This is a genomic window from Nocardia sp. NPDC056611, assembly GCF_042792755.1.
In the GTDB taxonomy this organism is placed as follows: domain Bacteria; phylum Actinomycetota; class Actinomycetes; order Mycobacteriales; family Mycobacteriaceae; genus Nocardia.
Window position 1 is genome coordinate 118,509 of sequence record NZ_JBHTVV010000005.1, and the last position, 25,174, is coordinate 143,682.

Sequence of the window (25,174 nt, forward strand, 5' to 3'; positions counted from 1 at the left end):
CACCATGTGATTCATCGAAGATCAGCCGACCGACACGGTCGTGACCAGCAGGAAGGGGGAGACGGCTTTGAATCCGAGTATCGACGAACAGTACCGGGGCTTCGGCCGTCTCCGGGCCCATTCGTAACCGGCCGACACCCTTTCCCTGTTCGATCCCTTTCACGAAACATGGTGACCCCCATGCTGTTCCGTCATGCCGAAGACCCGGAGATAACCACCGACAATTGGATACACGCCGGAGTGCTGCTGCTCAACGCCTCCTACGAGGCGCTGACCACGATCCGCGCCGAGCGCGCGGTGGTGCTGCTGCTCGGCGGGGCCGCCGAGACCGTCGCCGAACGGCAGCCGCACTTCCCGATCCGCTCGCGGCACCTGGAGCTGGCGCTGCCGGAGACCATCCGGCTCACCCGCTACATCTACCTCGAGCACCGGATCCTGACGCACGACGACGACAGCCGCGCCACCCTCCCCGCGGTGCTGCGCCGCGACCGATACCGCTGCGGGTACTGCTCCGGCTGGGCCCGCACCGTGGACCACATCCGCCCGCGCTCGAGGGGCGGGCCCAATACCTGGGCCAACCTCATCGCCGCGTGCGGTCCCTGCAATACGTACAAGGCGGACCGGACTCCCGCGGAGGCCGGCATGCGCCTGCTGTGGGAGCCCAAGGCCCCCAATGACAGAGAACGGGCCCAGCGCCAGATCTGGAAGGAACTGGCCGCGTCCTGACTCGACGCACGAAACACCCATCACGCGTGATCGGACAGGAAAGGAGCAAGATCCGATGACGAACACCGCACTGCAGGAGCAGACCCTGGCGGATCTGCTCCCCATCTCCGACTCGAAGGACTACTGGGCGCGCGCCGCCTGCAAGGGTGACCCGAACCACGAGGCGTGGTTCCCGTACCCGTCGCAGGACTTCGACTACGCCCGCGGCATCTGCGCGGGCTGCCCGATCCGCCGCGAATGCGGTGACTTCGCGGCCCGCACCGGCCAGTCCGGCGTCTGGGGCGGGCACGAGTACGACCGCGGCAAGATGATCCGCGACTGACCCGAGTCTCGGGCGGTCATCTCGGTGATCCGAGGTGGCCGCCCGTTTTCGTGCCGGTCGCGGGATGGGCGTTACCGGCTGGAACAGGTGGGGTGGTGGGCGTCAACATAGGATGGGCGCTCGTGGGTACTCATCGCGCCGCGGGCGGGTCACGAGGTGTCAGCAAAGGACCGGTTATCGCAGTCGTCGCGGTGCTTGTGCTAGGGCTGGCGGTCGTCGGCTGGGCATGGTTGTCGGATCGGTCGAAGCAGAAGGACAGCCGGGCCGCGTCGTCGTGTGTGGAGGGGACCGCCACGCTGGCGGTGACCGTCGATCCGGACATTCTGACGCCGGTGAAGGCCGCCGCGGATCGGTTCAACACCACCGCGCCGCATGTGCGCGATCACTGCGCGCAGGTGGCGGTGACCGCGCAGCCGTCGGCGGCGATGGTGGCGGCGTTCGTCGCGAACAAGTGGGACCCGGCGTTGGGGCCGCAGCCCGCGCTCTGGATTCCGCAGTCCTCGCGATCGGTCGAGCAGATGCGGGTGCCGGGTTTGATCGCGGGCACTCCGGCCCCGGTCGCGGTGAGCCCGGTCGTGCTGGCCGTGCCCGAGGAACTGCGCCACGCCCTCGATACCTCGAAGGCCCACTGGGCGGATCTGGCCAAGCTGCAGACCGGTTCGCTGGCCGATGCCGGGCTGCCCGCGTGGGGCAAACTGCGCCTGGCCATGCCCGGCGGTGACGCCACGGTGGCTGTCGCGGCCGCGGTCGGTTCGGGTGTCTCCGGCACCGATCCGCTCGACGAGAAGGCGGTCGCCACCGGACAGGTCGTCTCCGCGATCTCCGGCCTGGCCGCGAGCGCGCCCGCCGTGAAGGACACCGCGAGCGCGCTCGCCGATCTCGCCGGTGCGCCCGATGCCGCCGGGCCGGTGCACGCCGTGCCCGCGACCGAACAGCAGATTCGCGCCCACGCGGGACTGGTCGCCTTCCGGCCCGACGACGCGGGCCCGGTCGCCGATTTCCCGGCCGCACAGCTCACCGGCCCCTGGGTCGACCAGACCCAGAACCTCATCGCCGGCCTGTTCTCCGACTTCCTGCGCGCCCCCGACCAGTCGAAACTGTTCACCGACAACGGTTTCGGCGCGGCCGCCCCCGCGACCACGAAGGCGCCGTCGAAGCCCGTCCTGGACAAGGTGAATCAGATCCTCGCGCACCCGGTGCTCGGCGTGCAGGCGACCGTCCTGCTCGACGTCTCCTCCTCCATGTCCACCGCCGAGGGCTTCGGCACCCGGCTCGGCAATGCCGTGGCCGCGCTGTCGTCCACGATGACCGTGATGCCGCCGGAGTTCGGGCTCGGCGTATGGGAGTACTCCAAGAACCTCGACGGCGCGAACGCGCACAAGGTGCTGACCCCGACCGCACCGCTGACCGACGCCCAGCGCAACGCCCTCGCCCAGGGCCTGACCACGGTGACCGCGAGCCAGTCCAAGCAGGACCGCACCTACCCCGCCCTGGAGGCGGCCTACAAGAGCGTGCTCGCCAACTACGCCGCCGCCCGCACCAATTCGATCCTGCTCATCACCGACGGCCCCGAGGACGACTCCCCCGTCACCGGTGACCAGCTGCTCGCCGATATCGCCGCCGCGACCGATCCGGCGCATCCGGTGCGCATCGACGTGATCGTGGTCGGCGGAGCGGGCACCCAGACCCTGCAAACGCTCGCCCAGCGCACCGGCGGCACCTACACGAAGGTCGGCACCACCGCGGATCTGCCGTTCGGCACGGCAGTCTCGCAGGCGCTGACGACACCCTGACCCAGCGGGCGGATCCGGGCCGGGCAACAGCCCGGCAACACATGGCCGTCATGTCCGGATCCACCAGCTAACTCGTGGCATATTCGGCGGATGACACACAGTACGGGTCCCGAACCCACATTGAAGCAGGGCCTGGCCGCCGGAACGACCATCGGTGCCGGCATTCTGCTGCTCGTCATCGGCGTGCTCTCGGTCCTGCAGGGCATTTCCGCGGTGGCGTCGGACGACCTGCTGGTCGTCGGCTACGACTACATCTACAAGCTGAACACCACCGGCTGGGGCTGGATCCACATCGGCGTCGGCATCATCCAGATCATCGTGTCGATCGGCCTGCTGAAAGGCTCCACCTGGGGCCGCACCGCCGCCCTCGTGCTGGCGGCCCTGTCCATTGTGGAGAACTTCCTCTGGATCCCCTACTACCCGGCCTGGTCGCTGCTCATCATCGCCCTCGACGTCGTGGTGATCTGGGCGATCTCCACCTACAAGCCGGTCCACGCCTGACCCGTATCTCCCTGTGCCACCACGAATCACCCGCGCCACCACGACGAGCGCCCCATCGGTTTCCGGAAACCGATGGGGCGCTTGCCAGTTCAGCTACGGCGAATCACTCCGCGTCGGTGTAGGAGTCCATCGGCGGGCAGGAGCACACCAGGTTGCGGTCGCCGTAGGCGCCGTCGATGCGGCGGACGGACGGCCAGACCTTGGCGCGGGTGTGCTTGACGCCCATCGGGTAGACGGCGGTTTCGCGGGTGTAGGGGTGGTTCCAGTCGCCGACCAGGCATTCGGCGGTGTGGGGGGCGCCGCGGAGGGGATTGTCCTCGACGGGCCAGACACCGGCTTCGACCTGGTCGATCTCGCCCTTGATGGCGATCATGGCCGCGATGAAAGCATCGAGCTCTTCGAGGTTCTCGCTCTCGGTGGGCTCCACCATGAGGGTGCCGGCGACGGGGAAGCTCATGGTGGGGGCGTGGAAGCCGTAGTCCGCCAGGCGCTTGGCGACGTCGTCGACGGTGACGCCGGTGCGCTTGGTGATCTCGCGCAGGTCCAGGATGCACTCGTGGGCGACCATGCCGTTGTCACCGGTGTAGAGGACCGGGAAGTGCGGGTCCAGCTTGCGCGCAATGTAATTGGCGGAGGCGATGGCGGTGAGGGTGGCGCGGCGCAGGCCGTCGGCGCCCATCATGCGGATGTAGGCCCAGGTGATCGGGAGAATCGACGCCGACCCGTACATGGCCGCCGACACCGCGTGCGAGCCCTTCACCAGCGGGTCGCCGGGCAGGTACTGGGCCAGGTGCTCGCGCACCGCGACCGGGCCGACGCCGGGACCGCCGCCGCCGTGCGGGATGCAGAAGGTCTTGTGCAGGTTCAGGTGGCTGACGTCGCCGCCGAACTTGCCCGGACGGGCCAGGCCGACCAGGGCGTTGAGGTTCGCGCCGTCGACGTACACCTGGCCGCCCGCCTCGTGCACCAGGCCGCACAGTTCGGCCACCTCGTGCTCGTACACGCCGTGCGTGGACGGGTAGGTGATCATGATGCAGGCCAGCCGCTCGGCGTGATCGGCGATCTTGGCGCGCAGGTCGTCGAGGTCGATATCGCCGTTGGGGCTGGTCTTCACGATCTCCACCCGCATGCCGACCATGGCCGCGGAGGCGGCGTTGGTGCCGTGCGCGCTGGACGGGATCAGGCACGTATCCCGGTGGGAGTCACCGCGATCCAGGTGGTAGCGGCGGATCGCCAGCAAGCCCGCGTACTCGCCCTGGCTACCGGCATTGGGCTGCAAGGAAACCCGGTCGTAGCCGGTGACCGCGCACAGCCAGCCCTCGAGGTCCTCGATCAGCTTGATCAGGCCGGGCGCGTCCTCGACCGGCGCGTACGGGTGCACCCGGTTGAAGCCGGGCCAGGTGATGGCTTCCATCTCGGCGGCCGCGTTGAGCTTCATGGTGCAGGAGCCGAGCGGAATCATGCTGCGGTCCAACGCGATGTCCTTGTCCGAGAGCGCGCGCAGGTAGCGCAGCATGGCGGTCTCGGTGCGGTACTTGGTGAACGCGGGCGCGGTCAGGTACTCGGAGGTGCGGACCTCGATGTGCGGGCGCTGCCTGCCGTGGAAGAGCGCGCCCTCGGGGCCGACCGGGACCTCCGCGCCGAAGCAGTCGAGCACGGCGACCACGTGGGTGTCGGTGGTGACCTCGTCGCAGGCGATGGCCACGTGGTCGGCGTCGACGAGACGCAGGTTGATGCCCTCACCCTTCGCCTTGGCCACGATGGATTCCGCGCCGCCGGGCACGTTCACCAGGACGGTGTCGAAGTAGGTCTGGTGCACGACCGCGTCGCCGAGGCCGGCGGCCAGCCACTGCGCGTGCCCGTGCACGCGGCGCGCGATCGACCGCAGCCCGTCGGCGCCGTGGTAGGAGGCGTACATGCCGGCCAGGATGGCCAGCAGCACCTGCGCGGTGCAGATGTTCGAGGTCGCCTTCTCACGGCGGATGTGCTGCTCACGGGTCTGCAGCGCGAGCCGGTAGGCGAGGTTGCCGTCGGCGTCGACGGACACGCCGACCAGACGGCCGGGTAGCTGCCGCGCGTGCGCGGTGTGCACGGCGAGGTAGCCCGCGTGCGGCCCGCCGAAGCCCAGCGGCACGCCGAAGCGCTGCGTGGTGCCGAAACAGGCGTCCGCGCCTAGCTCGCCCGGCGGGGTGATGAGGGTCAGCGCGAGCAGGTCCGCACCCACCGCGACCAGCGCACCGCGCTCGTGGGCGGCCTCGATGACCGGAGCCCAGTCCACGATCCGGCCGGACGCGCCCGGCTGCTGCACGATCACGCCGAAGAAGTCGCCGTCGGGCAGCCCGCCGTCGGCCAGGTCGGCCTCCACGATCTCGATGCCCAGCGGCTCGGCGCGGGTGTAGAGCAGGGTGCGGGTCTGCGGGAACAGGTCGGTGTCGATGAGCAGCCGCTGCGACGTGGACTTGCGGTTGGCCCGCTGCAGCAGGGTCATGGCCTCGGCGGCGGCGGTGGCCTCGTCGAGCATGGACGCGTTGGCGACCTCCATGCCGGTGAGATCGCCGACCATGGTCTGGAAGTTGAGCAGCGCTTCGAGGCGGCCCTGGCTGATCTCGGGCTGGTACGGCGTGTAGGCGGTGTACCAGGCCGGGTTCTCGACGAGGTTGCGCAGCAGTACCGGCGGGGTGAGGGTGTCGTAGTACCCGAGCCCGATCATGGAGGTGGCGACGGTGTTCGAATTGGCCAGTGCCGCAAGCTCGGCCAGCGCGTCGTGTTCGGAGACGGCGTCGGGCAGCACGGTGAGGCCATTGCCCTCGGGGGCGTCCAGGATGCTGGCGGGTACGGCCCTGGTCGCGAGTTCGTCCAGCGACTCGACGCCCACGGTCTCGAGGATGCGGCCGGTTTCGCCGCTGTCGGGGCCGATGTGGCGGTCGGCGAAGGATCGAGTCCAGATCACGGCTGCTCCAAGGGGTGGGCGGGGGTCGACCACGGGGTCGACGTGTCGTCTGCCCTCCCCCTCTGTCCTCGATGCCTGAGAGATTCGGACCCCGGTCCGGCGACCGGTGACCTTTCACCATGGGCGGACGGCACGCGGCCATCACTTTCCAGAGGCGTCGAAACTCCGCACGGTCCCTTGTGCCTGAGAGATTGACGGGGAGGTGCTGCTCCTTCGGCGTCCGAGACTATCCCCGGAACTCTCCCGCACGGCTGCGACGCACTGCCAGTCTAAGCGGCCGCAGGTTACAAGAATGTTGCCGACCGGACTAACCGGTCTTGCTCATCCGCGCCTTGCGCCGGAACGAAAGCTCGTCCTCGGGGCGATCCGTGGCGGACGCGGTCTCCGCGCGCTCGGCCGGGAAGTTGGCGATTGCTCCGGTGAGCTCGCGCATGGCGCCGCTGACGGCGATGCCGAACACGCCCTGGCCACCCTGCAGTAAATCGACCACCTCTTCGGCGGAGGAGCATTCGTAGACCGTGGTCCCGTCGCTGAACAGGGTGATTCCGGCGAGATCCTCGACACCGCGGCTGCGCAGGTGGTCCACGGCGATGCGGATGTTCTGTAGCGAGATGCCCGCGTCGAGCAGCCGCTTGACGATCTTGAGGACCAGGATGTCCTTGAACGAGTACAGCCGCTGGCTGCCGGATCCGGTGGCGCTGCGGATGGAGGGGACGACCAGTCCGGTGCGGGCCCAGTAGTCGAGCTGCCGGTAAGTGATTCCGGCCACCTGGCACGCGCTGGGCACACGGTAACCGACGAGTTCGTCGGGCACCGTGTCATCGGGGAACAGCCCTGGCTGCACCACATCCCGAGGTTGCGGTTGATCTCCCACTGACTTACTCCCTTACTGCGTGCCTATCAGGGCTGGGCTCGTCATCGACTCTGGAGCGTTGGCCTAACAATCGAGGCTACTCCCCTGATTGTGGCCGCAAAATCGGCACCGTTAAAGCATGGCCGAGTGCGTGTTTCTCACCCTAAACCTGAGGTAGAGACAAGGAAATGTCTCATTTCGGATGCTTTGCCCGGTCAGCAGTTGGTCAGCTGTCCGTGGCCTTGAAGTCATCCGGAGATACCGATTCGAGAAACTCCTTGAACTTCTCGACTTCGTCCTCGCGCTCGTCGGGCATGACCAGCCCGGCCTCCTCGAGCACCGGCTCCTCGGCATAGATCGGGCAGCCCACCCGCAACGCGATGGCGACCGAGTCCGAGGGCCGCGCGGAGATGCGCAGATCGTTCTCGAAGACCAGGTCGGCGTAGAAGGTGCCCTCCTGCAGATCCACGATCCGCACCTCTTTGAGGGTGTGGCCCAGCTCCTTGATCAGGATCTTGATCAGGTCGTGGGTGAGCGGGCGGATGGGCGTGACGCCCTCCTGTTCCAGCACGATCGCGGTGGCCTCGGCCTGCCCGATCCAGATCGGTAGGTACCGGTCCCCGGACACCTCACGCAGCAGCAGCACGGGCTGATTCTGTGGCTGTTCGACACGGATGCCGATCACACGCATTTCGCTCATGGCCGTGCCTCGCTAGCGCTCGCCACGACCATGCGCGAAGGCGCGCTGTGTTTATTGGTTCGCTCGCTTCGCTCACTCACGGCACTGCCTCCCAGATCCTCACCAGGCCGCCCAACCCGGCTGTATTACCGAGTCTAGGCGAAGATTTCAGCCTCCGAGGGAAGCGCGCACCGAGGTCTTCACGAGGCAGGTGTGCAGCGTCAGCGACAGTGCGGCCAATTCCCGGACCGTCTCCTCGGCGCGAGCGCGGGCGTCGGCGTCGCGGCTCTTGGCGATGGGCGCGGCGATCTGGGCCACCATGGCGGCCTCACGATCCGCGGCCAGCTTGAAGGCGCGCAGATGCCTTGCCTCCAAACCGAATTCGCTCAGCGCCTTGGCGGTGCGAGCGAGAGTGACGGCGTCGCCGTCGAAGTACCCGGCGGCGCCGGGGGTGATCAGGTTGGCCCGGATCAGTTCGGTGAGGAACTTCTCGTCGATGCCGGCCTGATCGAGCAGATCCGCCCGGGTGATCCGGATTTCGTGATCGAACCGGAGTTCCTCGGGCGACACCTCACCGGGCACGGCGTTCAACCGGCGCAGCCGGCCGCTCCCGTTGGCGGACAAGGCATCCGGGGTTTCCGGAATGCCTCGGGATTCGGGCACGATGCCTCCCACGGCGTTCGCCCGGGCCCGCGCTTCCCGGACTCCGAGCGTCGCCGCCCCACTGTCGATCGCTTCGAGCTGTTCCTTGATCACCTTCAATGGCAGGTACTGGTCCCGCTGCGCGGTCAGCACGAAGCGCAGGCGCTCGACATCCGCCACATGGAAGCGGCGGTATCCCGAGGGCGTGCGCTCCGGGCTGATCAGGCCCTCCGATTCCAGGAATCGGATCTTGGAGATGGTGATGTCCGGAAAATCCGGACGCAGGAGATCCAGCACGGAGCCGATCGACATGCCTCCGCGCGTCCACTGCGCTGCGCCAGTCATTCCGCTCGGCCCTATAGCGCCGAGTCGCTCGTCGCCGGTCGCGGACCAGTCAGGAAGACCAGACGGAACTTGCCGATCTGGACCTCGTCGCCGTTCTGCAGCTCCGAGGAGTCCACCGGCTCACGGTTGACGTAGGTGCCGTTGAGGCTGCCCACGTCGACGACCTGGAAGGTGTCGTCGTCCTGGCGGAACTCCGCGTGGCGACGGCTGACCGTGACATCGTCCAGGAAGATGTCGCTGTCGGGATGGCGTCCCGCCGAGGTGGTCGGCTGGTCGAGCAGGAAGCGCGAACCGGCATTCGGACCACGCTTGACCACCAGCAGGGCCGCGCCCGCGGGCAGACCCTCCACCCCCTGCACCGGCTGCTCGCCGGTCTGCTCGGTGCGCGACGTGTCGACCTCGTTCAGGAAGTCGGCACGGAACACCGAAGTGGTCTCTGCTGCCGTTTCCTGGTAACCCGGGTCCTTGTTCTCGCTCACCCTTGCTCTCCTCCTCGAACCGAATAATCCATGCAAGCAATTGATGCCCTCAGCGATGCGGCGCTCCGGCCGCTCCCCGCCTCGGGTGGGTTCCGGAAATTCCGGGCACCGGTTGCGCGCACTTCTGTTGGCATTGACCGTACCCTGCCAGGGCGTACCCGTGCAGGTAGAACTGTGAAGGCTGCTTCAGCCTCCGATAACTCCTTGATAACCTGCGGCATCGAGCAGCTTGCCCAGGCCCGCCTCGAGCGCCTCGGCGGAGTCGACCTCGAGCTCGAACAGCCACCCGTCGCCGTAAGCGTCGGAGTTGACGGTCTCTGGCTCGGCATCCAGAAGATCGTTCACCGCAACGACTTTCCCGGCCAGCGGGGCGTAGATGTCGGACACGCTCTTGGTGGATTCGATCTCGGCGATGCTCTCACCGGCCGGCGCCTCGGAGTCCACCGCGGGCAGCTGCACGAACACGACGTCACCCAACTGCGACTGCGCGTAATCGGTGATGCCCACCCGCACCCGGGTCGGACCCACCTTGCTCACCCACTCGTGCTCCTCGGAGTAGCGCAAATCCTCGGGTACTGCGGTCACTGGCAGTGTCCTTTCAACGGGCGGTTCCTCTCGGGATCGTCGTCGATCCGTCCGTCGCACACCCTATCGGGAGTGATCATGGTGTGGCACGGGCGGTATCGCTCGGGCCACGGCGCGGGCTTTGCCGAGGTACAGGATTCCGGTCCAGACGTAGACCGCCGTGCCCCAGATCAAGAATGCCCCACCGAAGGCACGGCCGAAACCCGCGGCGGCCCAGTCCATCTGCCCGGCCAGCAGCCAGGGCAGCGCCGACATGAGCGCGAAGGTGGCGGCCTTGCCCAGGTAGATGACCTCGGGCGGGGGCAGGTCGCGGCGCTTGTAAATGCCCAGGGTGAGGGTCAGGATGCCGTCGCGGGCAACCAGGATCAGCACCACCCACCAGGGCAGGATGCCGCGAATCAGGAAGCCGCCCAGCGTCGCCAGCAGGTAGAGCCGGTCGACCAGCGGATCCAGGATCGCGCCCAATTTGGACGACTGATCCAACAGTCGGGCCAGCTTGCCGTCGAGGAAGTCGGTGAAACCGCTGGCGACCAGCAGCGCGAAGGCCCAGCCGTCGGCCTTCTCGACCAGCAGCAGCCACAGGAACACCGGCACGCCGATCAGCCGCACCAAGCTGAGCACATTGGGCACGGTCAGGATGCGGTCGCTGTACACCGGTTCGGCGTTCCGCTCGGTTGTCACAGTCCCCGTCCTACCCCAATCGGCGCGCCATCACCATCCGGGCACGCCGCCGCGCCGGGCGCGGACCTACTCCGTGAGAGAGTTGTGTGCAATCCTTCTCACATCTGGTTGGGACCGCGAGAGGAATGACCATGCCCGACTTCGACTATGACGTCGTCGTTATCGGCTCCGGGTTCGGGGGGAGCGTGAGCGCGCTGCGCCTGAGCGAGAAGGGCTACCGGGTGGCGGTGCTGGAGTCCGGCCGCCGCTGGAACGCCGAGGACATCCCCAAGACGAACTGGAATGTGCGCAAGGCGATCTGGGCCCCGCGCCTGGGCCTGACCGGCACCCAGCGGATCAGCGTGCTGGGCAAGTGCGCGGTGTTCTCCGCGGCGGGCGTGGGCGGCGGGTCGCTGATCTACGGCAATACCCTCTACGAGCCGCTCCCGGCCTTCTACACCGACCGCCAGTGGGCCCACATCACCGACTGGCGCTCCGAGCTCGCGCCCTACTACGACCAGGCCCAGCGCATGCTCGGCGTGACCGAGAACCCGCGCATGACCCCGGCGGACGAGGTGATCCGTTCGGTGGCAGCCGATCTGGGCGTGAGCGACACCTTCCACCCCACCCGGGTCGGCGTGTTCTTCAACGAGGCCGCCCCCGGCGAGGAGGTCGAGGACCCCTACTTCGGCGGCGCGGGCCCGCGGCGCAACGGCTGCATCCACTGCGCGCGCTGCTTCACCGGCTGCCCGCACAACGCCAAGAACACCACCCCCAAGAACTACCTGTACCTGGCCGAGCAGGCCGGCGCGCACGTCTTCGAACTCACCACGGCCACCAAGGTGCGGCCGATGACCGGCGGCGGCTACGCCATCGAGACGCAGCGGTCGGACCGCTGGGTCCGCAAGGGCCGCAAGGTGTTCACCGCCGAGCAGGTGGTGTTCGCGGCGGCCGCGCTGGGCACCCAGAAGCTGCTGCACAAGATGCGCGACGAGGGCGTGCTGCCGAACCTGTCACCGCGGCTGGGTGAGCTGACCCGCTCCAACTCCGAGGCGATTCTCAATGTGGTGAGCAAATCCCGCGACGATTTCGCCGAGGGCATCGCGATCACCTCCTCCATCCACCCCGAGCCCGACACCCACGTCGAGGTCTGTCACTACGGCAAGGGACAGAACGGCCTGTTCCCGCTGTCGGTGCCGATCGTCGACGGCGGCGCGTTCCGGTTCCTGCGCTTCCTGCTGGCCATGGTGCTGCATCCGGTGGTGTTCGCGCGCAGCCTCAACGCGCGGCGGGCCTCGGAGCGCTCGGTCATCCTGCTGGTGATGCAGTCGCTGGACAATTCGCTGACCTCGTTCCGGCGCTGGGGGCAGCTGAAGACGAAACAGGGCATGGGCAAGCCGAATCCGACCTGGATCCCCCTGGCCCACGAGGTCGGCCGCCGCTTCGGCGAGCGCGTCGACGGCGATGTGCAGATGCTGGCAATGGACGTGTTCAACATTCCCGCCACCGCGCACTACATCGGCGGCTGCGTCATCGGCGAGGGGCCGGAAAGCGGTGTGGTGGACCCGTATCAGCGCGTGTACGGCCATCCGGGTCTGCACGTGGCCGACGGTTCGGCGGTGACGGCGAACCTGGGCGTGAACCCGTCGCTGACCATCACCGCGCAGGCCGAGCGCGCAATGGCGTTCTGGCCCAACCGAAACGAGGTCGATCCGCGGCCCCCGCTGGGCGCCGCGTACCGTCGGATCAGCCCGGTCGCACCGATGTCCGCGGCGGTGCCGGAGTTCGCTCCGGGCGCGTTGCGGCTGCCGATTTTCCCGGCGGACCACCGGAATTGAGCGCGGCGGCGCGCCCGGCGGTAGTTTGGGCTGTTGTGCCCGTACCATTCGCGGTACCGATCCGACGAGGAAGGTGAGAGCCGATGCTCGTCCGAGTGCAGAACGCCGCCGGCACGCACGCCGAAAGAGTGCTGATCGACTGGCTGCGAACCTGGAAGGGCAGCACCGACCCCCAGGGTGTCGCGACCGTCAATTGCACTCTGTTCCACGGCGACAAGCTGCATCCCTTCGACGCGGTGGTGTGGACGCCGACCAGCTGCGTGGTGATCGAGGCCGAGGCCCTGGCCGAGCGGCTCGACGGCGAGCTGCAGGTGCCGGTCAACGGCCCGTGGCGGGTCGGGGACCGAATCGTGACCTTCGAGGGCGGCGACAAGCGCAGCCCCCTGGACAAGTCCCGCGATCACACCTTCGCGTTGCAGACCTGGCTGGCCGAGCGGGGACTCGGGCAGCGGGTCATCCACGGCATCGTGCTGGTGGTGCCGCCGCCGGAGTCGGATCTGAAGGTCACCCAGCTGTGGAACGATCCGAGTTTCCAGGTGCTGCTGGGCGACGAGCGGCGGCTGCGCGACCATTTCACGGGTCTGCTGTCGCGGGGGCGCCCGCAGTGGTCGGCCAATGACGTGGCGTGGGCGTTCCGCGGCCTGGGGATCCTGCCGTACCTGCCCGCACCGCAGGATCTGCTGAACGAGGGCTTCCTGGGCCCGGTGGATCCGACCCTGTGGCACGGTGGCCCCCAGCAGGCGCAGGCCGAGGCGTACGCCTTGGAGCAGGCCCGCTTGGAGCAGGAGCACGCCGCGGCGGGCCGGGGTTTCGTCATGCCCTCGCCGTGGTTCAGCCCGTGGAAGCTCTATCCGCGCCGCAGCGACCGGATCGAGGTGGGGCGCGGGGCAATGCGGGTGATGCTCACCCTGGGCTTCATCATCGCGGCCCTGTGGGTGGTGTGGTTCATTCTGGCGGGGGCGGCGTCGCTGTATTAGCCACCCGCCCCGCGGTGGTTGCCGAGAGGTAGCGGCACGGCAGGTAGAGGGCTGTCACGAGCGCCACGGCGGCCGCGGTGCCGCCGACCACATCGGTCGGATGGTGGTATCCGAGACCGACCATGCCGATCATGACGGCGGGTAGCACCACCGCCATGACGATCACCGTGCCCCGGAGCACCCGCGCCGATTCGGTCACGAGCGCGAACGCGGTCACCACGGCGACCAACTGCACGGTGTGCCCGCTGGGGTAGGCCAGATAGTGCTCGAGCTTGCGTTCCCAGAACGGTTTGAGCGCATAGGTATTGACCGCCACCACCAGTTCCGGGGCGATCAGCGCGAAACCCGCCTGCCACCACAGCCGCCGGTAGGCCAGCCACGCGGCGGACAGGGCCAGCAGGGTCAGCACGACGGGACTGTTACTGGGGAACACCAGCACTCGGTAAATCCAGGTGTGGGCGTCGAGCGCCGAGTGGATGCCGTTCTCCAGGGTCAGGTCCGCGCTCGTCGAGCCGCCACCGGACGGAAAGGTCAGCGGCACGAGCAGGGTGACGATCACCCCCGCCAGGATCACGGCGGGCAGCGTGGCCGGATGGGGCCGGGCCGCCGGAAGCTCGGGGACAGGGGTGATCGGTCTGCTCACGTCTGCACGATAGCGGCCGCGCTCAGTCCCGCAGCGCGGCCCGTTCCAGCAGCCGCCGCGACCGGGGCGGGGCCCACCAGTTCGCGGTGCCCATGACCCGCATGAACGCCGGGACCAGCACCATGCGCACCAGCGTGGCGTCCAGCAGTACCGCCAGCGCCAGTCCCACGCCCAGCATCCGGTTCATGGTGACCTGGCTGGCGGCGATCCCGGCGAAGACCACGGCCATGAGCAGGGCCGCCGCGGTCACGATGCGGCCGGAGCGGGCGATGCCCAGCGCGACCGCGGTGTCGTTGTCCGCGCGGGTCTTCGCCGAACGGCGCCACTCCTCGGTGAAGCGGGCCAGCAGGAAGACCTCGTAGTCCATGGACAGTCCGAAGGCCACGCAGAACAGCAGCACCGGCATGGTGGCGATGGTGTATCCGGTGGCCTCGGTGCCGAGCCCGCCCAGATGGCCGTCCTGGAAGATCCAGACCAGCGCGCCGAAGGTGGCCGAGAGCGACAGCACATTGAGGACGAGGGCTTTCAGCGGCAGCACCACGCTACCGGTGAGCAACAGCAGCAGCACGAAGGTGACGATGCCGATCCAGGCCAGCGCCTTCGGGACGCCTTGCGCGACACCGTGGGCCGCGTCCGCGGTCTGCTGGGCCGCGCCGCCGAACAGCGCCGACGCGGGGGCGTCGATCGCGCGCAACGCGTCGAGCTGGCGCTGGGCGCGGTCGGAGTACGGGTCCAGGCGGGTGGCGACGGTGAGGTGGACGGAGTCCGGTCCGGTCGCGGCGGCGGCGCCGGGAGCGATCATCCGCTCGTGGGCGTAGGTGCCCGACGGGGCGATGACGGCTTCCACGCCGGGCACCCGCGACAGCGCCGACGCGTAGGCGCTCACGTCGTTGCCCGGCGCGCGCACGATGATGTGCACCGCGCCGGTCGCGTTGTCGTCGAACCGATTTCGCAGCAGATCACCGACCCGGTGCGATGACAGCGTCGCGGGCAGCACACGGTCGTCGGGCAGCCCGAGCTTCAGATCCGCGATCGGCGCGCCCAGGATCAGCAGCAGCGCGAGCACCGGCAGCGCGCACAGGGCGGGGCGGCGCTGCACGCCGCGCGCCACCCGGTACAGCACGCTGCCCTCGACGGGTGCGGCCTCGCGCAACGGTTTCCGGTTGATGCGGTCGCCGAGCACCATCAGCAGGGCGGGCACCAGGGTCAGCGCCAGCACGATGGACAGCGCCACCACGGCCAGCCCGGCCGCGGCCATCGACCGCAGGAAGCCCATGGGGAAGAACACCATTCCGACCAGGGCGATGCCCACGGTGATCCCGGAGAAGGCGACCGCGCGGCCGCCGCGGCGCATGGCGACGGTGAGCGCCGCGGTGCGGTCGCGGCCGGCGGCGATCTCCTCCCGATAGCGGCCGATGATCAGCAGCGAGTAGTCCACGGCCAGCGCCAGCCCGAGGGCGGTGATGATGTTGAGCGCGAACACCGACAGCTCGATCGCGAAGGTCAGCAGGTACAGCACCGCGCTGGCCCCGGCGATGGCGACCACGCCGGTGGCGAACGGAATGGCCGCGGCCACCAGGCTTCTGAGGTACCACACGAGCAGCAGGAAGGTCAGCGGCAGCGCGATGGCCTCGGCCAGGCCCAGGTCCTTCTGGGTCTGCTCGCTCGTCTCGTTCCAGATCATGGCCTGTCCCCCGGCCTGGACGGTGATGTCGCCGTGGGCGCCGGTGAACTCATCGGCCAGGTCGCGGGCCGCGCCGGGCGAGGTGTTCTCGTCGCCGCGCACATCGGCGACGATCAGCCCGATCGTGCCGTCCCTGCTGAGCAGCGTCTTGGTCAGCGTCGGATCGGTCCAGGGCGAGAGCACCGCGGAGACGCGCGAGTCGCCCCGGAGCCGTTGCGCGATGGTCTTGCCGAGGGCCGCGGCCGCGGGATCCTGTGCGCCGCGCGGCGATTCGACGGTGAGCACCAGCTGCATGCCGGACCTGCCGTAGTCGCGTTCCAGAACCCGGGCCACCTGCGCGGACTCGGAGTGGGTGGAGACGAAGCCACCGTTGGACAGTCGTGCGCCGGCCTGTGTGCCGAGCGCCCCGCACAGCACGAACGCGATGGCGACCAGGGCCAGTACCAATTTCGGCCTGCGCAGTGCCGGTGCGATCAACGTGTCGATCATCGTGTGGCCCGCTCGGTGTGCGGCCGTGGATTTCCCAGGATCACGATTTCCCCTCGCGGCGTTGCGATTCGGGTGGACGGTTCCGATCAAATCCTGAATGACGACAGTGTGTGAGGGTCGGTGCGGTGCGAGGATTCAGCCCAGCATGGCGGCGCGCAGCAGGTTTTCCGGCACGCCCAGGCCCTCGATCAGGGTGAGCGCCTGGGGCCGGAGCCGGTCCACGAGTTCGTTCACCCCGCGCCGCACCGACTTGGCCCGCTCCACCGACATGAACCGGTGCATGATGTACCAGGCCTGATGCTGCTCGATGGTCGAATACACGAACAGATCGCAGACCGTGTCGGCCAGCGCCCGCGCCTCCGGATCCTCGATACCGGCGATACCGTCGATGAAGGCCTCCAGCACCAAGCGCTCGATATGCGCCGACCCCGCGGCCAGGATGTGGTCCTGTGCGTTGTTGAAGGCCTCGAACGGACCGGTCTCCTTCGCGCGGGCGCGCAACCGGTGTCCGGCCGTACGGACCAGGTAGTCCTCGCGATCGGCGAACAGCTGCAACTGGATCGAGCGCCGTGACAGGTCGCCCTCGTCGACGGTGTCGTCGCCGCGGTCGCGCAGGCGCTGAATCATCTGCCGCACACCGGATCGCTCACGCACCACGTCGCGGGCCATGGTGGCGGCGAACTTCACCCAGCCGAGCGCGTCGAGATCGCGGACCTCGTCGGCGTAGGCGGTCAGCAGATCCTTGGCGACCAGCTGGGTCAAGACGACATTGTCGCCTTCGAAGGTCGTGAAGACGTCGGTATCGGCTTTGAGACTGACCAGACGGTTCTCGGTGAGATAGCCCGCGCCGCCGCAGGCTTCGCGACATTCCTGAATGGCGGCGGTGGCGAAGCGGGTCTGCGCCACCTTGAGTCCGGCGGCCCGGTTCTCCAGCGCGCGCCGGGCTTGCGGGTCGGTCTCCTGCCCGGTCTGCACCAGATGCATGCGGTACACGAGATCGTTCTGCGCGAAAGCCAGTGCGTAGGAGCGGGCTACCAGCGGCAGCAGGCGGCGCTGATGGCTGCGGTAGTCCATCAGCACCGTCTCCTCCCCGGTGTCGGGGTCGGCGAACTGCCGCCGCTGCTCGCCGTAGCGGACCGCGATGCTCAGCGCGACCCGGGCCGCGGCGGCCGCCGCGCCGCCGACGCTGACCCGCCCGCGCACCAGGGTGCCCAGGGTGGTGAAGAAGCGGCGGCTGGGGTTCTCGATCTCGGAGCTGTAGGTGCCGTCCTCGGCCACGTCGGCATACCGGTTGAGCAGGTTCTCGCGCGGAATCCGGACCTGGTCGAACAGGATTCGGCCATTGTCGACACCGGGCAGGCCGCCCTTGTAGCCGCAGTCGGAGGTGGTCACGCCGGGCAGGTCACCGCCCGCCTCGTCGCGGATGGGGACCAGGAAGCAGTGCACGCCCTGGCTCTGCCCGCCGGTGATCAGCTGCGCGAAAACCGCTGCCATGCGGGCATGTTCGGCCGCGCCGCCGATGTAGTCCTTGCGGGCCGAGGGAGTCGGGCTGTGCACCACGAACTCCCGCGTGGCCGGGTCGTAGGTAGCGGTGGTCTCCAGGTTGGCGACATCGCTGCCGTGACCGGTCTCGGTCATGGCGAAGCAGCCGAGCAGGCGCAGCGGGATCAACTCGTCGAGGTACTCGCGGTGCCGCTCGGTGCCCAGGTTCTCGACCGCACCGCCGAAAAGTCCCCACTGCACACCGCTTTTCACCCACAGCGACAGGTCGGTGTAGGCGAGCATCTCGAGCGCGGTGACGACCGCGCCCGCGTCGCCGGGGGTGCCGTCGGGGTGGCGGAAGCCGGATTCGACCCAGCCGAAGGAGGAGACCAGCCCCATCTGGTCCAGCACGCGTGCCCGCGCGGCCTTCAGATCGAGACTCGGATCGCCGAAGAGGCGGTCGTCGTCGAGGACTGCCCGGGCCCGTTGGCGAACCTCCCGCCAGGGGCCGTCGAGTGCCGTGCGTAGCTCTTCGGAGATCGAAACGCCGCTCGTCGCCATGCCCAAAACACTACTGCCACGGCTGTGCTCATCCTGGTGATCTCGATCGCCCGTGTACGTTTCTTACTGTGAGCAATGAGGTGGCCGTCGAGTCGCCGGGTCTGCCCGCGGGGCTGCGCACCCGGTGGTGGCGCCGCCTGCTCACCACCGTCTCCGATCACGTCGTCGCTGATCAGCGCGCCACCGTGGACACCGTCGTGGAGGCGCCCGCCCCGGTCCAGCCGATCGATCTCACCGACGACGCGACCGTGACCGAGGTGCTGGATCTGGCCGAGCGGGTCGGGGAAGTCGTGCTGGCATCGGGCACGGCGGTGATGGACACCACCACCCAGATCGAGTTCATCGCCGCCACCTACGGGCTGTCCCACTGTGATATCGACGTCACCTACAACTCGATCCGTATCTCCGCCGACCGCGGCACCCGGCTGCCGCCCGCCACCACCATGCGGGTCGTGCACTACCGGTCGCTGGACTTCACCCGGCTCGCCGCGGTGGACCGGTTGACCCGGCGCATCCGCCGCGAACTGGTGCCGCCGCAGGACGCGCTCGCCGCCCTCGACGAGATCACCTCCGCGCCGCATCCGTACCCGCGCTGGTCGGCGACGCTGGGCTGGGCGCTGATGGCCGCCGCCGTGGCGCTGTTGCTCAATGGCGGCTGGCTGATCGGGCTGCTGAGTTTCGTGACCACCATGCTCATCGACCGCACCAACCGGCTGTTGAACCGGCGCGGGCTGCCGTTCTTCTTCCAGCACATGATGGGCGGCGTCATCGCCGCCGCGCCCGCGGTCTTGGTGTCCACCTTCGCGGCCGGGCTGCGACTGGATCCGGCGTTGATCATCGCGGCCGGAATCGCGGTGTTGCTGGCCGGTTTACAACTGGTGGGCGCGGTGGAGGACGCGATCACCGGGGCGCCGGTGACAGCGTCGGCGCGCATGTTGGAAGTGATCATGATGACCGTCGGGATCATCGCCGGGATCGCGCTCACACTGCGGGTGGCGGAGGTGTTCGAGGCGACGGTGCCGACGGTCGAGATGGTCTCCACCCGCGATCTGACCAATCTGCCGCTCAAGCTGTTCGCGGGTGCGGTGACCTCCGGGGCTTTCGCCCTGGCCTGTTACGCCGAGCAGCGGGCGCTGGCGGCGGCCGCGTTCAGCGGTGGCGCGGCCACCGTGGTCTATCTGCTGGCCCAGCATTTCGGATTCGGGCCGGTCGTGTCCTCGGGTGTGGCCGCCACCGTGGTGGGTCTGGCCGGTGGCCTGCTCGCCCGGCGCGCGCTGACGCCCCCGCTGGTGGTGGCGGTCGCGGGCATCACTCCCCTGCTGCCGGGCCTGAAGGTCTATCGCGGGCTCTACGCGCTGCTCAATGACGAACTACTGATCGGGCTGAACCAATTGTTCAGCGCGTTCGCGGTCGGTCTGGCGCTGGCCGCGGGCGTCACCCTGGGCGAATGGATGGCCCGTGACCTGCGGCGTCCGCGCATCATCCGCCGCATGGGCGCGTTGCGCCGCCCCCGGCTCGCGGCCGGTTGATTCGCGACCTCGATAAATACCTTTCATCTATCATGAAATCACGTTTCTCGTAATTCTAATTGTATTGCCAGACAAGGCTTTTAATTAATTCTGATCATGCCTGTTACCGTGCAGTATGACCACGAGCCGCCGCCCGCGCGAACGCGATGTCTTCGCGCTATGGGGACAACTCGTCGCCCGCTATCGCTTCCTCGTATTGGCCGCGGTCGCGGCCGCCCTGCTGGCCCTCGGCGCGTACTCGCTGGGGTTCGAGGGTCGCCTCAGCGCGGGTGGTCTGGACGACCCGAATTCGGAATCGGTGCAGGCCGCGGAGCTGGCCGCGGGCGCGTTCGGGCCGAATCACGCCGCGGACATGGTCATCATCTATCACTTTCCGGACGGGACGACTGTCGACGACCCCACCGTGAATCAGCCGGTGGTGGACAGTCTCAACAACCTCACCACGCGGTTCCCCGACGCGGTGCAGGCGGTCAACGCCACCTACTGGCCCGGGGTGACCACGACCCTGGGCTCGCAATCGGGCCTCGCCACCAAGGACAAGACGCGCGCGGTCGCCTCCATCGCCCTCAAGGGTGAGACCGGTGACGTGCTGTCGGCGCACTACGTGCAGGTGAAGAACGCGTTCGCGGTGCCGGGCATCGATGTGAAGGTCGGCGGGCTGCAACCCATCGGGACAGCGCTGACCGACACCATCTCGGCCGACACCCATCGCATGGAATTGCTGGCGATCCCGGCCGTCGCGATCCTGTTGTTCTTCATCTTCGGCGGCGTGGTCGCGGCGGCGCTGCCGCTCATGATCGGTGTGCTGACGATTCTGGGCGCCAATGGCATCGTGCGAGGGATCACCAATGTCGCCGAGGTGAATTCGTTCGTCGCTCCGGTCGTTTCGATGATCGGGCTGGGCCTGGCCATCGACTACGCGTTGTTCATAGTGAGCCGTTTCCGGGAGGAAGTGGCCGCCGGGTACGACACCCCGACCGCGGTGCGGCGTTCGGTGACGACGGCGGGCCGCACGGTGGTGTTCTCGGCGACCATGATCGTCGCGAGTCTGGCCGGGATGCTGTTGTTCCCGCAGGGCTTCCTGAAGTCCATCGCCTACGGCGCGATCGCCACGGTCAGCCTGGCAGCGTTCACGGCCGTCACGATTCTGCCCGCGATGCTGGCGATCCTGGGCCCGCGGGTGAACGCCCTGGGGATCGAGCGATTCCGGCGCGCCGACGCGGCCCGCGATGTGGAGCAGAGTTTCTGGGGCCGCTGCACCGCCTGGGTGATGCGGCATCCGCGCAAGATCACCGCCTTGTTGATCCTCGGCCTGCTGGTGCTGATCCTGCCGGTGCGCAATATCGCGTTCGGCGGTTTCAGCGAGAAGTATCTGCCGCCGGACAATGCGGTGCGGGTGGCCCAGCACGAGATCGACACCTATTTCCCGCTGCGCAAATCCGACCCGATCGAACTGATCATCGTCACCGGTGACAGCACCGAGGTGGGTCCGCTGGTGGAGCGCGCGAGCTTCGCTCCCGGCCTGCTGCCCTCGGGTTTCGAGATCCCGACCCGGTCCCAGACCGATCCGACGATCTACAGGACCCAGGCGTATCTGGTCGATTCCAGCAAGTACGACAAGACGATCGACTTCCTGCGCAATCTGGAGACCGCCGACGGCACCACCCTCATGGTGACCGGCGTCCCCACGGTCCAGCACGACACCATCGCCGCGCTGCTCGACCGTCTCCCCCTGATGATCGCCCTGGTCCTGGCCGCGACCACGATCCTGATGTTCCTGACCTTCGGCTCCCTGGTGCTGCCCCTCAAGGCCGCCCTGATGAGCGTGCTGGGCCTGGGCTCGACCCTCGGCATCCTGACCTGGATCTTCACCGAGGGCCACGGCGCGACGCTGCTCAACTTCACTCCGCAGCCGATTCAGGCGAACATCCTGTTCCTGATCATCGCCATCATCTACGGCCTCTCAACCGACTACGAGGTCTTCCTCCTGTCGCGGATGGTCGAGGCCCGCGCCCGCGGCGCGAGCACCGAGGAGGCGATCCGCTCCGGCACCGCCCACACCGGCCGCATCATCACCGCGGCGGCGCTGATCCTGTTGGTCGTGACCGGCGCCTTCGCCTTCTCCGACCTGGTCCTCATGCAGTACATCGCCTACGGCATGATCGCGGCCCTCGTCATCGACGCCACGGTCCTGCGCATGATGCTGGTCCCGGCGGTGATGAAGCTGCTGGGCGACCGCTGCTGGTGGGCCCCAGCCTGGATGAAGCGCATCCAGCAGCGCATCGGCTTGAGCGAACCGATCCTGGAGGACGAACCGACCCCCGCCGAGCCCCCGGTGGCCGAAATGGTCGGCGCGGCGGGAGGTTCGCGCCTCAGCGTCTGACCTTTTCAGCCACACCCGATATTCGCTAACGAAGTATCCATTCGATAGACACAGCGTCAGCTAAGCTCCCGGCTGTCCTGGCCCGGTGTTGTACGCACCGGCGGGTGCCGGGACGTTCTATCGAAGGGAATACCTCATGATTCGACCTCGCATGCTCGGTGTGACCGCGATTTTGGCCGCCGCCTTGACCTTCGGGGTCTCGCCGGGTCTGGCGCTCGCGGTCGATCCGCCGGTGGCGACCGCCAATGTGCTGCTCGATCCGGTCGCGCGCTCGTTGAACCTCTCCGGTGTGCAGAATGCCCGCGACGTGGGCGGTTATCGGACTGCGGACGGTCACACCGTCCGCACCAATCTGGTGTTCCGCACCGCCGCACTGGGTTCGGCGACCACCGCCGATGTGGCCGCGCTGGCCGCGCACAATGTGGTCTCGGTGCACGATCTGCGCACCAACTACGAACAGCTGCTCAACGGCGCGGACAAGATCCCCGCCGGGGCGGCCGAACACCACGACGACATCATGGGCGGGGCCTCGCCGCTGGCGGGGTTGAGCACGGCGTCGTCGGCCGCGAACGCGTACCCGCAGTTCATCACCTCGCCGGGCGCGAACGCCGGCTTCGCCGACGTCCTCCGCGATATCGCGTACAACAACGGCGGCGTCCTGTTCCACTGCACGGCGGGCAAGGACCGCACCGGCTGGGCGGGCGCGGTGTTGCTGACCCTGCTGGGTGTCGACAAGGACACCGTGTACTACGACTTCATGCTGTCGAGCTTCTACCGCAACGCCGCCCCCGGCGACGTGAACAATGGCGTGACCGCCGCCGAGCTCGACTCGGCCTTCGACCAGGCGAACAAGTCCTACGGCAGCTTCGCCAACTACGTGAGCAACGGCCTCGAGCTGACCGCGGCCGACATCGCCGCGCTAAAAGCCAAGATGCTGGCCTGATCGAGCCGCGATCGCCCCGGCGGCCCGTCACCGGATCGGTTGCGGGCCACCACGGTTCGCGACGCCGGGTCAGCGCGCGACGAGGCCGATGCCGCGGCCGATATCGGCCAGGGTGGAGTCGAACAGCACGTCGGGGTGCGAGATCTGGATCGGGTAGTTGCCGAAGACCTCGAGGGTGACGTGGCCGTAGAGGCGGGCCCAGAACTGGATCATGACGTAGCTGACGCCGAGGTCGAGTTTCTCGGCGGGGAACTTCTGGCCCGAATCCGCCAGCACGCGAAGCAGTTCCGTCTGGAAGGTGATCAGGTCGTCGCGCAGTTCCGGCGGGATCAGCTCGGTGGGGGTGGTCACGACCTGGTAGTCGGTGAGCAAACGACCCGCGGCCCCGAGGAAGATACGGCCGACCGGTTCGCCGAATTGCTGCATGGCGCTGGTGATTCCGGCGGCGACCGGGGAAGCGAAGACCAGGGTGAATTCACGCGAGTGGGCCAGCGCCCAGCGGCGGAAACCGCGGCAGATGGCGAAGAAGCGGACCCCGGCATCGTCGGGCAGGCCCTCCACCGACGCCTCGAGGTCCTTGGCCAGGTCGAGGCAGACGTCGGTGCGGACGGCGGCGACCAGGTCGTCGCGCGATTCGTAATAGCGGTACAGCGCGGGGGCGGTGATGCCCAGTTCACGGGCGATGGCCCGGAGCGTGATCGCGTCCGGGCCGTGGTCGACCAGTAGTGACCGCGCGACGCGCCGGATATCGGCGTCGCTGACCGCCGGCGCTCGTCCGCGTCGGCGAGGTTCACTCATGGTTGACTCCAATGTTGAAACGAGCAGGGCCCCGGATGGGGTATCAAAAGTTACCGCGTCCGGGGCCTGATCGCTCACTCGTAGGCGACTTCCCAGCTCTTGATGCCGTTGAGCCAGCTGGAGCGCAGGCGGACCGGCTCGGAGATCTGGCGGATGTTCGGCATCACGTCGGCGATCGCGTTGAAGATCAGATCCAGCTGCAGCCGGGCCAGGTTGGCGCCCACGCAGTAGTGGGTGCCGGTGCCGCCGAAGCCGACGTGCGGGTTCGGGTTGCGCAGCACGTTGAACTTGTACGGGTCCTCGAAGTGGTTCTCGTCGAAGTTGGCCGCGCTGTAGAACATTCCGATGCGTTGCCCCTTCTTGATCGAGGCGCCCGACAGCTCCAGGTCCTCGGTCGCGGTGCGCTGGAAGGCGATGACCGGGGTGGCCCAGCGGACGATCTCGTCGGGAGCGGTGCGCGGACGCTGCTCCTTGTAGATCTCCCACTGGTCCGGGTTGTCCACGAACGCCTTCATGCCGTGCGTGGTGGCGTTGCGGGTGGTCTCGTTGCCGGCCACCGACAGCAGGATCATGAACCAGGCGAACTCGTCCGAGGCCATCGACTCGCCGTCGAGGTCGGCGTGCAGCAGCGTGGAGGCGATGTCGTCCATCGGGCAGGCGCGACGCTGCTCGGCGAGGTTGTAGGTGTAGCCCATGACCTCGGCGGTGGCGACCTTGTGGTCACCGTTGAACTCCGGGTCGTCGTAACCGATCATCTGGTTCGACCAGTCGAAGATCTTGCCGCGGTCTTCCTGCGGGATGCCGATCAGCTCGGCGATGGCCTGCAGCGGCAGCTCACAGGCGACCTGCTCGACGAAGTTGCCCGAGCCGTTCTTCTTGGCCTCGTGCACGATTCGCTCGGCGCGCTCGCGCAGGGCGTTGCGCAGCGACTCGATGGCGCGCGGGGTGAAGCCCTTGGAGATGATGCGGCGCAGCTTGGTGTGCTTGGGCGGGTCCATGTTCAGCAGCAGGTAGCGCTGCACCTCGATCTCTTCGCGGGCGATGTCGCCGTAGAAGCGGATGACCGCGGTGTTCTCCTCGGAGGAGAACTGCTCGGGGTTCTTGGAGATCTCCTTGATGTCATCCATCTGGGAGATGGCCCAGTAGCCGCCGTCGTCGAAGCCGGTCAGGCCATCGGCCTGCGGCACCCAGAACGGAGCGGCTTGCTTGCGAAGAGCTGCGAACTCCTCGACCGGCAGGCGCTCGGCCAGCAGGTCGGGGTTGGTGAAGTCGAAACCGTTGGGAATGGACGGCGCGGACACGGAACCTCCTT

At 68.1% G+C, this 25,174-nt stretch carries 21 protein-coding genes and 1 riboswitch; of the genes, 9 read left to right on the forward strand and 12 right to left on the reverse strand.

The window, feature by feature from the left end; genetic code table 11:
• The first annotated feature begins 180 nt into the window (after positions 1 to 180).
• The 4 genes from ACFRAQ_RS26015 to ACFRAQ_RS26030 all read left to right on the forward strand — a co-directional run bounded on the left by ACFRAQ_RS26015 (position 181) and on the right by ACFRAQ_RS26030 (position 3,342).
• Complete coding sequence (locus ACFRAQ_RS26015; protein ID WP_379104052.1) at positions 181 to 726, forward strand: HNH endonuclease; 546 nt, start codon at positions 181 to 183, stop codon at positions 724 to 726.
• A gap of 55 nt (positions 727 to 781) precedes the next feature.
• Positions 782 to 1,048: a WhiB family transcriptional regulator gene (locus tag ACFRAQ_RS26020; protein WP_357277419.1), complete on the forward strand. Its 267-nt coding sequence runs from the start codon at positions 782 to 784 to the stop codon at positions 1,046 to 1,048.
• A 191-nt stretch (positions 1,049 to 1,239) separates the two neighbouring features.
• Entirely contained in the window at positions 1,240 to 2,841 is a 1,602-nt protein-coding gene (locus ACFRAQ_RS26025; protein WP_379104056.1) for a VWA domain-containing protein, read from the forward strand.
• A gap of 90 nt (positions 2,842 to 2,931) precedes the next feature.
• A complete protein-coding gene (locus ACFRAQ_RS26030) occupies positions 2,932 to 3,342 on the forward strand; it encodes a hypothetical protein (protein ID WP_379104058.1) in 411 nt (136 codons plus the stop codon).
• Between the two features lie 103 nt (positions 3,343 to 3,445).
• Here the strand turns inward: ACFRAQ_RS26030 and gcvP are convergent, their stop codons facing one another.
• The 7 genes from gcvP to ACFRAQ_RS26065 form a co-directional block, all read right to left on the reverse strand.
• A complete protein-coding gene (gene gcvP / locus ACFRAQ_RS26035; protein ID WP_379104061.1) occupies positions 3,446 to 6,292 on the reverse strand; it encodes an aminomethyl-transferring glycine dehydrogenase in 2,847 nt (948 codons plus the stop codon).
• Positions 6,293 to 6,452: 160 nt separating this feature from the next.
• Positions 6,453 to 6,548, reverse strand: a riboswitch (glycine riboswitch).
• 51 nt (positions 6,549 to 6,599) lie between these two features.
• Positions 6,600 to 7,166 (reverse strand): MerR family transcriptional regulator, encoded by a 567-nt coding sequence (locus ACFRAQ_RS26040; RefSeq protein ID WP_357200843.1) that lies wholly within the window; start codon positions 7,164 to 7,166, stop codon positions 6,600 to 6,602.
• 205 nt (positions 7,167 to 7,371) lie between these two features.
• Complete coding sequence (locus ACFRAQ_RS26045; RefSeq protein WP_040807814.1) at positions 7,372 to 7,845, reverse strand: bifunctional nuclease family protein; 474 nt, start codon at positions 7,843 to 7,845, stop codon at positions 7,372 to 7,374.
• 147 nt (positions 7,846 to 7,992) lie between these two features.
• Entirely contained in the window at positions 7,993 to 8,778 is a 786-nt protein-coding gene (locus ACFRAQ_RS26050; RefSeq protein ID WP_379104064.1) for a MerR family transcriptional regulator, read from the reverse strand.
• Positions 8,779 to 8,822: 44 nt separating this feature from the next.
• Positions 8,823 to 9,290 (reverse strand): glycogen accumulation regulator GarA, encoded by a 468-nt coding sequence (gene garA / locus ACFRAQ_RS26055; protein ID WP_213555026.1) that lies wholly within the window; start codon positions 9,288 to 9,290, stop codon positions 8,823 to 8,825.
• Positions 9,291 to 9,476: 186 nt separating this feature from the next.
• On the reverse strand, positions 9,477 to 9,881 hold the full coding sequence (gene gcvH, locus ACFRAQ_RS26060; protein WP_357278132.1) for a glycine cleavage system protein GcvH: 405 nt from the start codon (positions 9,879 to 9,881) through the stop codon (positions 9,477 to 9,479).
• Positions 9,882 to 9,938: 57 nt separating this feature from the next.
• Positions 9,939 to 10,556 (reverse strand): CDP-alcohol phosphatidyltransferase family protein, encoded by a 618-nt coding sequence (locus tag ACFRAQ_RS26065; protein ID WP_379104067.1) that lies wholly within the window; start codon positions 10,554 to 10,556, stop codon positions 9,939 to 9,941.
• Positions 10,557 to 10,687: 131 nt separating this feature from the next.
• Here ACFRAQ_RS26065 and ACFRAQ_RS26070 point away from each other — a divergent pair, with 131 nt between their 5' ends.
• Together ACFRAQ_RS26070 and ACFRAQ_RS26075 are read left to right on the forward strand one after the other, a co-directional pair.
• The gene (locus tag ACFRAQ_RS26070; protein ID WP_379104069.1) at positions 10,688 to 12,373 is read left to right on the forward strand and encodes a GMC oxidoreductase; all 1,686 of its coding nucleotides are present in this window, start codon (positions 10,688 to 10,690) and stop codon (positions 12,371 to 12,373) included.
• An 83-nt stretch (positions 12,374 to 12,456) separates the two neighbouring features.
• A complete protein-coding gene (locus ACFRAQ_RS26075; protein ID WP_379104072.1) occupies positions 12,457 to 13,350 on the forward strand; it encodes a nuclease-related domain-containing protein in 894 nt (297 codons plus the stop codon).
• On the opposite strand, the gene ACFRAQ_RS26080 is transcribed toward ACFRAQ_RS26075, so the two are convergent.
• The 3 genes from ACFRAQ_RS26080 to ACFRAQ_RS26090 form a co-directional block, all read right to left on the reverse strand.
• Positions 13,319 to 13,993: a phosphatase PAP2 family protein gene (locus tag ACFRAQ_RS26080; RefSeq protein ID WP_379104075.1), complete on the reverse strand. Its 675-nt coding sequence runs from the start codon at positions 13,991 to 13,993 to the stop codon at positions 13,319 to 13,321. The genes ACFRAQ_RS26075 and ACFRAQ_RS26080 overlap by 32 nt on opposite strands.
• Before the next feature lie 22 nt (positions 13,994 to 14,015).
• Positions 14,016 to 16,166 carry an MMPL family transporter gene (locus tag ACFRAQ_RS26085; protein ID WP_379104078.1) on the reverse strand — a complete coding sequence of 717 codons (2,151 nt, stop codon included), beginning with the start codon at positions 16,164 to 16,166 and terminating at the stop codon, positions 14,016 to 14,018.
• Between the two features lie 135 nt (positions 16,167 to 16,301).
• The gene (locus ACFRAQ_RS26090; protein ID WP_379104080.1) at positions 16,302 to 18,209 is read right to left on the reverse strand and encodes an acyl-CoA dehydrogenase; all 1,908 of its coding nucleotides are present in this window, start codon (positions 18,207 to 18,209) and stop codon (positions 16,302 to 16,304) included.
• A 137-nt stretch (positions 18,210 to 18,346) separates the two neighbouring features.
• Between ACFRAQ_RS26090 and ACFRAQ_RS26095 the strand changes: the two genes are divergently transcribed.
• From ACFRAQ_RS26095 to ACFRAQ_RS26105, 3 genes are all read left to right on the forward strand, one after another.
• A complete protein-coding gene (locus ACFRAQ_RS26095; protein ID WP_379104939.1) occupies positions 18,347 to 19,738 on the forward strand; it encodes a threonine/serine exporter ThrE family protein in 1,392 nt (463 codons plus the stop codon).
• Between the two features lie 115 nt (positions 19,739 to 19,853).
• Positions 19,854 to 22,121 (forward strand): MMPL family transporter, encoded by a 2,268-nt coding sequence (locus tag ACFRAQ_RS26100; protein ID WP_379104083.1) that lies wholly within the window; start codon positions 19,854 to 19,856, stop codon positions 22,119 to 22,121.
• A 151-nt stretch (positions 22,122 to 22,272) separates the two neighbouring features.
• A complete protein-coding gene (locus ACFRAQ_RS26105; RefSeq protein ID WP_379104941.1) occupies positions 22,273 to 23,064 on the forward strand; it encodes a tyrosine-protein phosphatase in 792 nt (263 codons plus the stop codon).
• Positions 23,065 to 23,133: 69 nt separating this feature from the next.
• Here the strand turns inward: ACFRAQ_RS26105 and ACFRAQ_RS26110 are convergent, their stop codons facing one another.
• Both ACFRAQ_RS26110 and ACFRAQ_RS26115 read right to left on the reverse strand, forming a co-directional pair.
• Positions 23,134 to 23,862: a TetR/AcrR family transcriptional regulator gene (locus ACFRAQ_RS26110; protein WP_379104085.1), complete on the reverse strand. Its 729-nt coding sequence runs from the start codon at positions 23,860 to 23,862 to the stop codon at positions 23,134 to 23,136.
• Between the two features lie 74 nt (positions 23,863 to 23,936).
• Positions 23,937 to 25,163: a cytochrome P450 gene (locus ACFRAQ_RS26115; protein WP_379104087.1), complete on the reverse strand. Its 1,227-nt coding sequence runs from the start codon at positions 25,161 to 25,163 to the stop codon at positions 23,937 to 23,939.
• Positions 25,164 to 25,174: the final 11 nt, after the last annotated feature.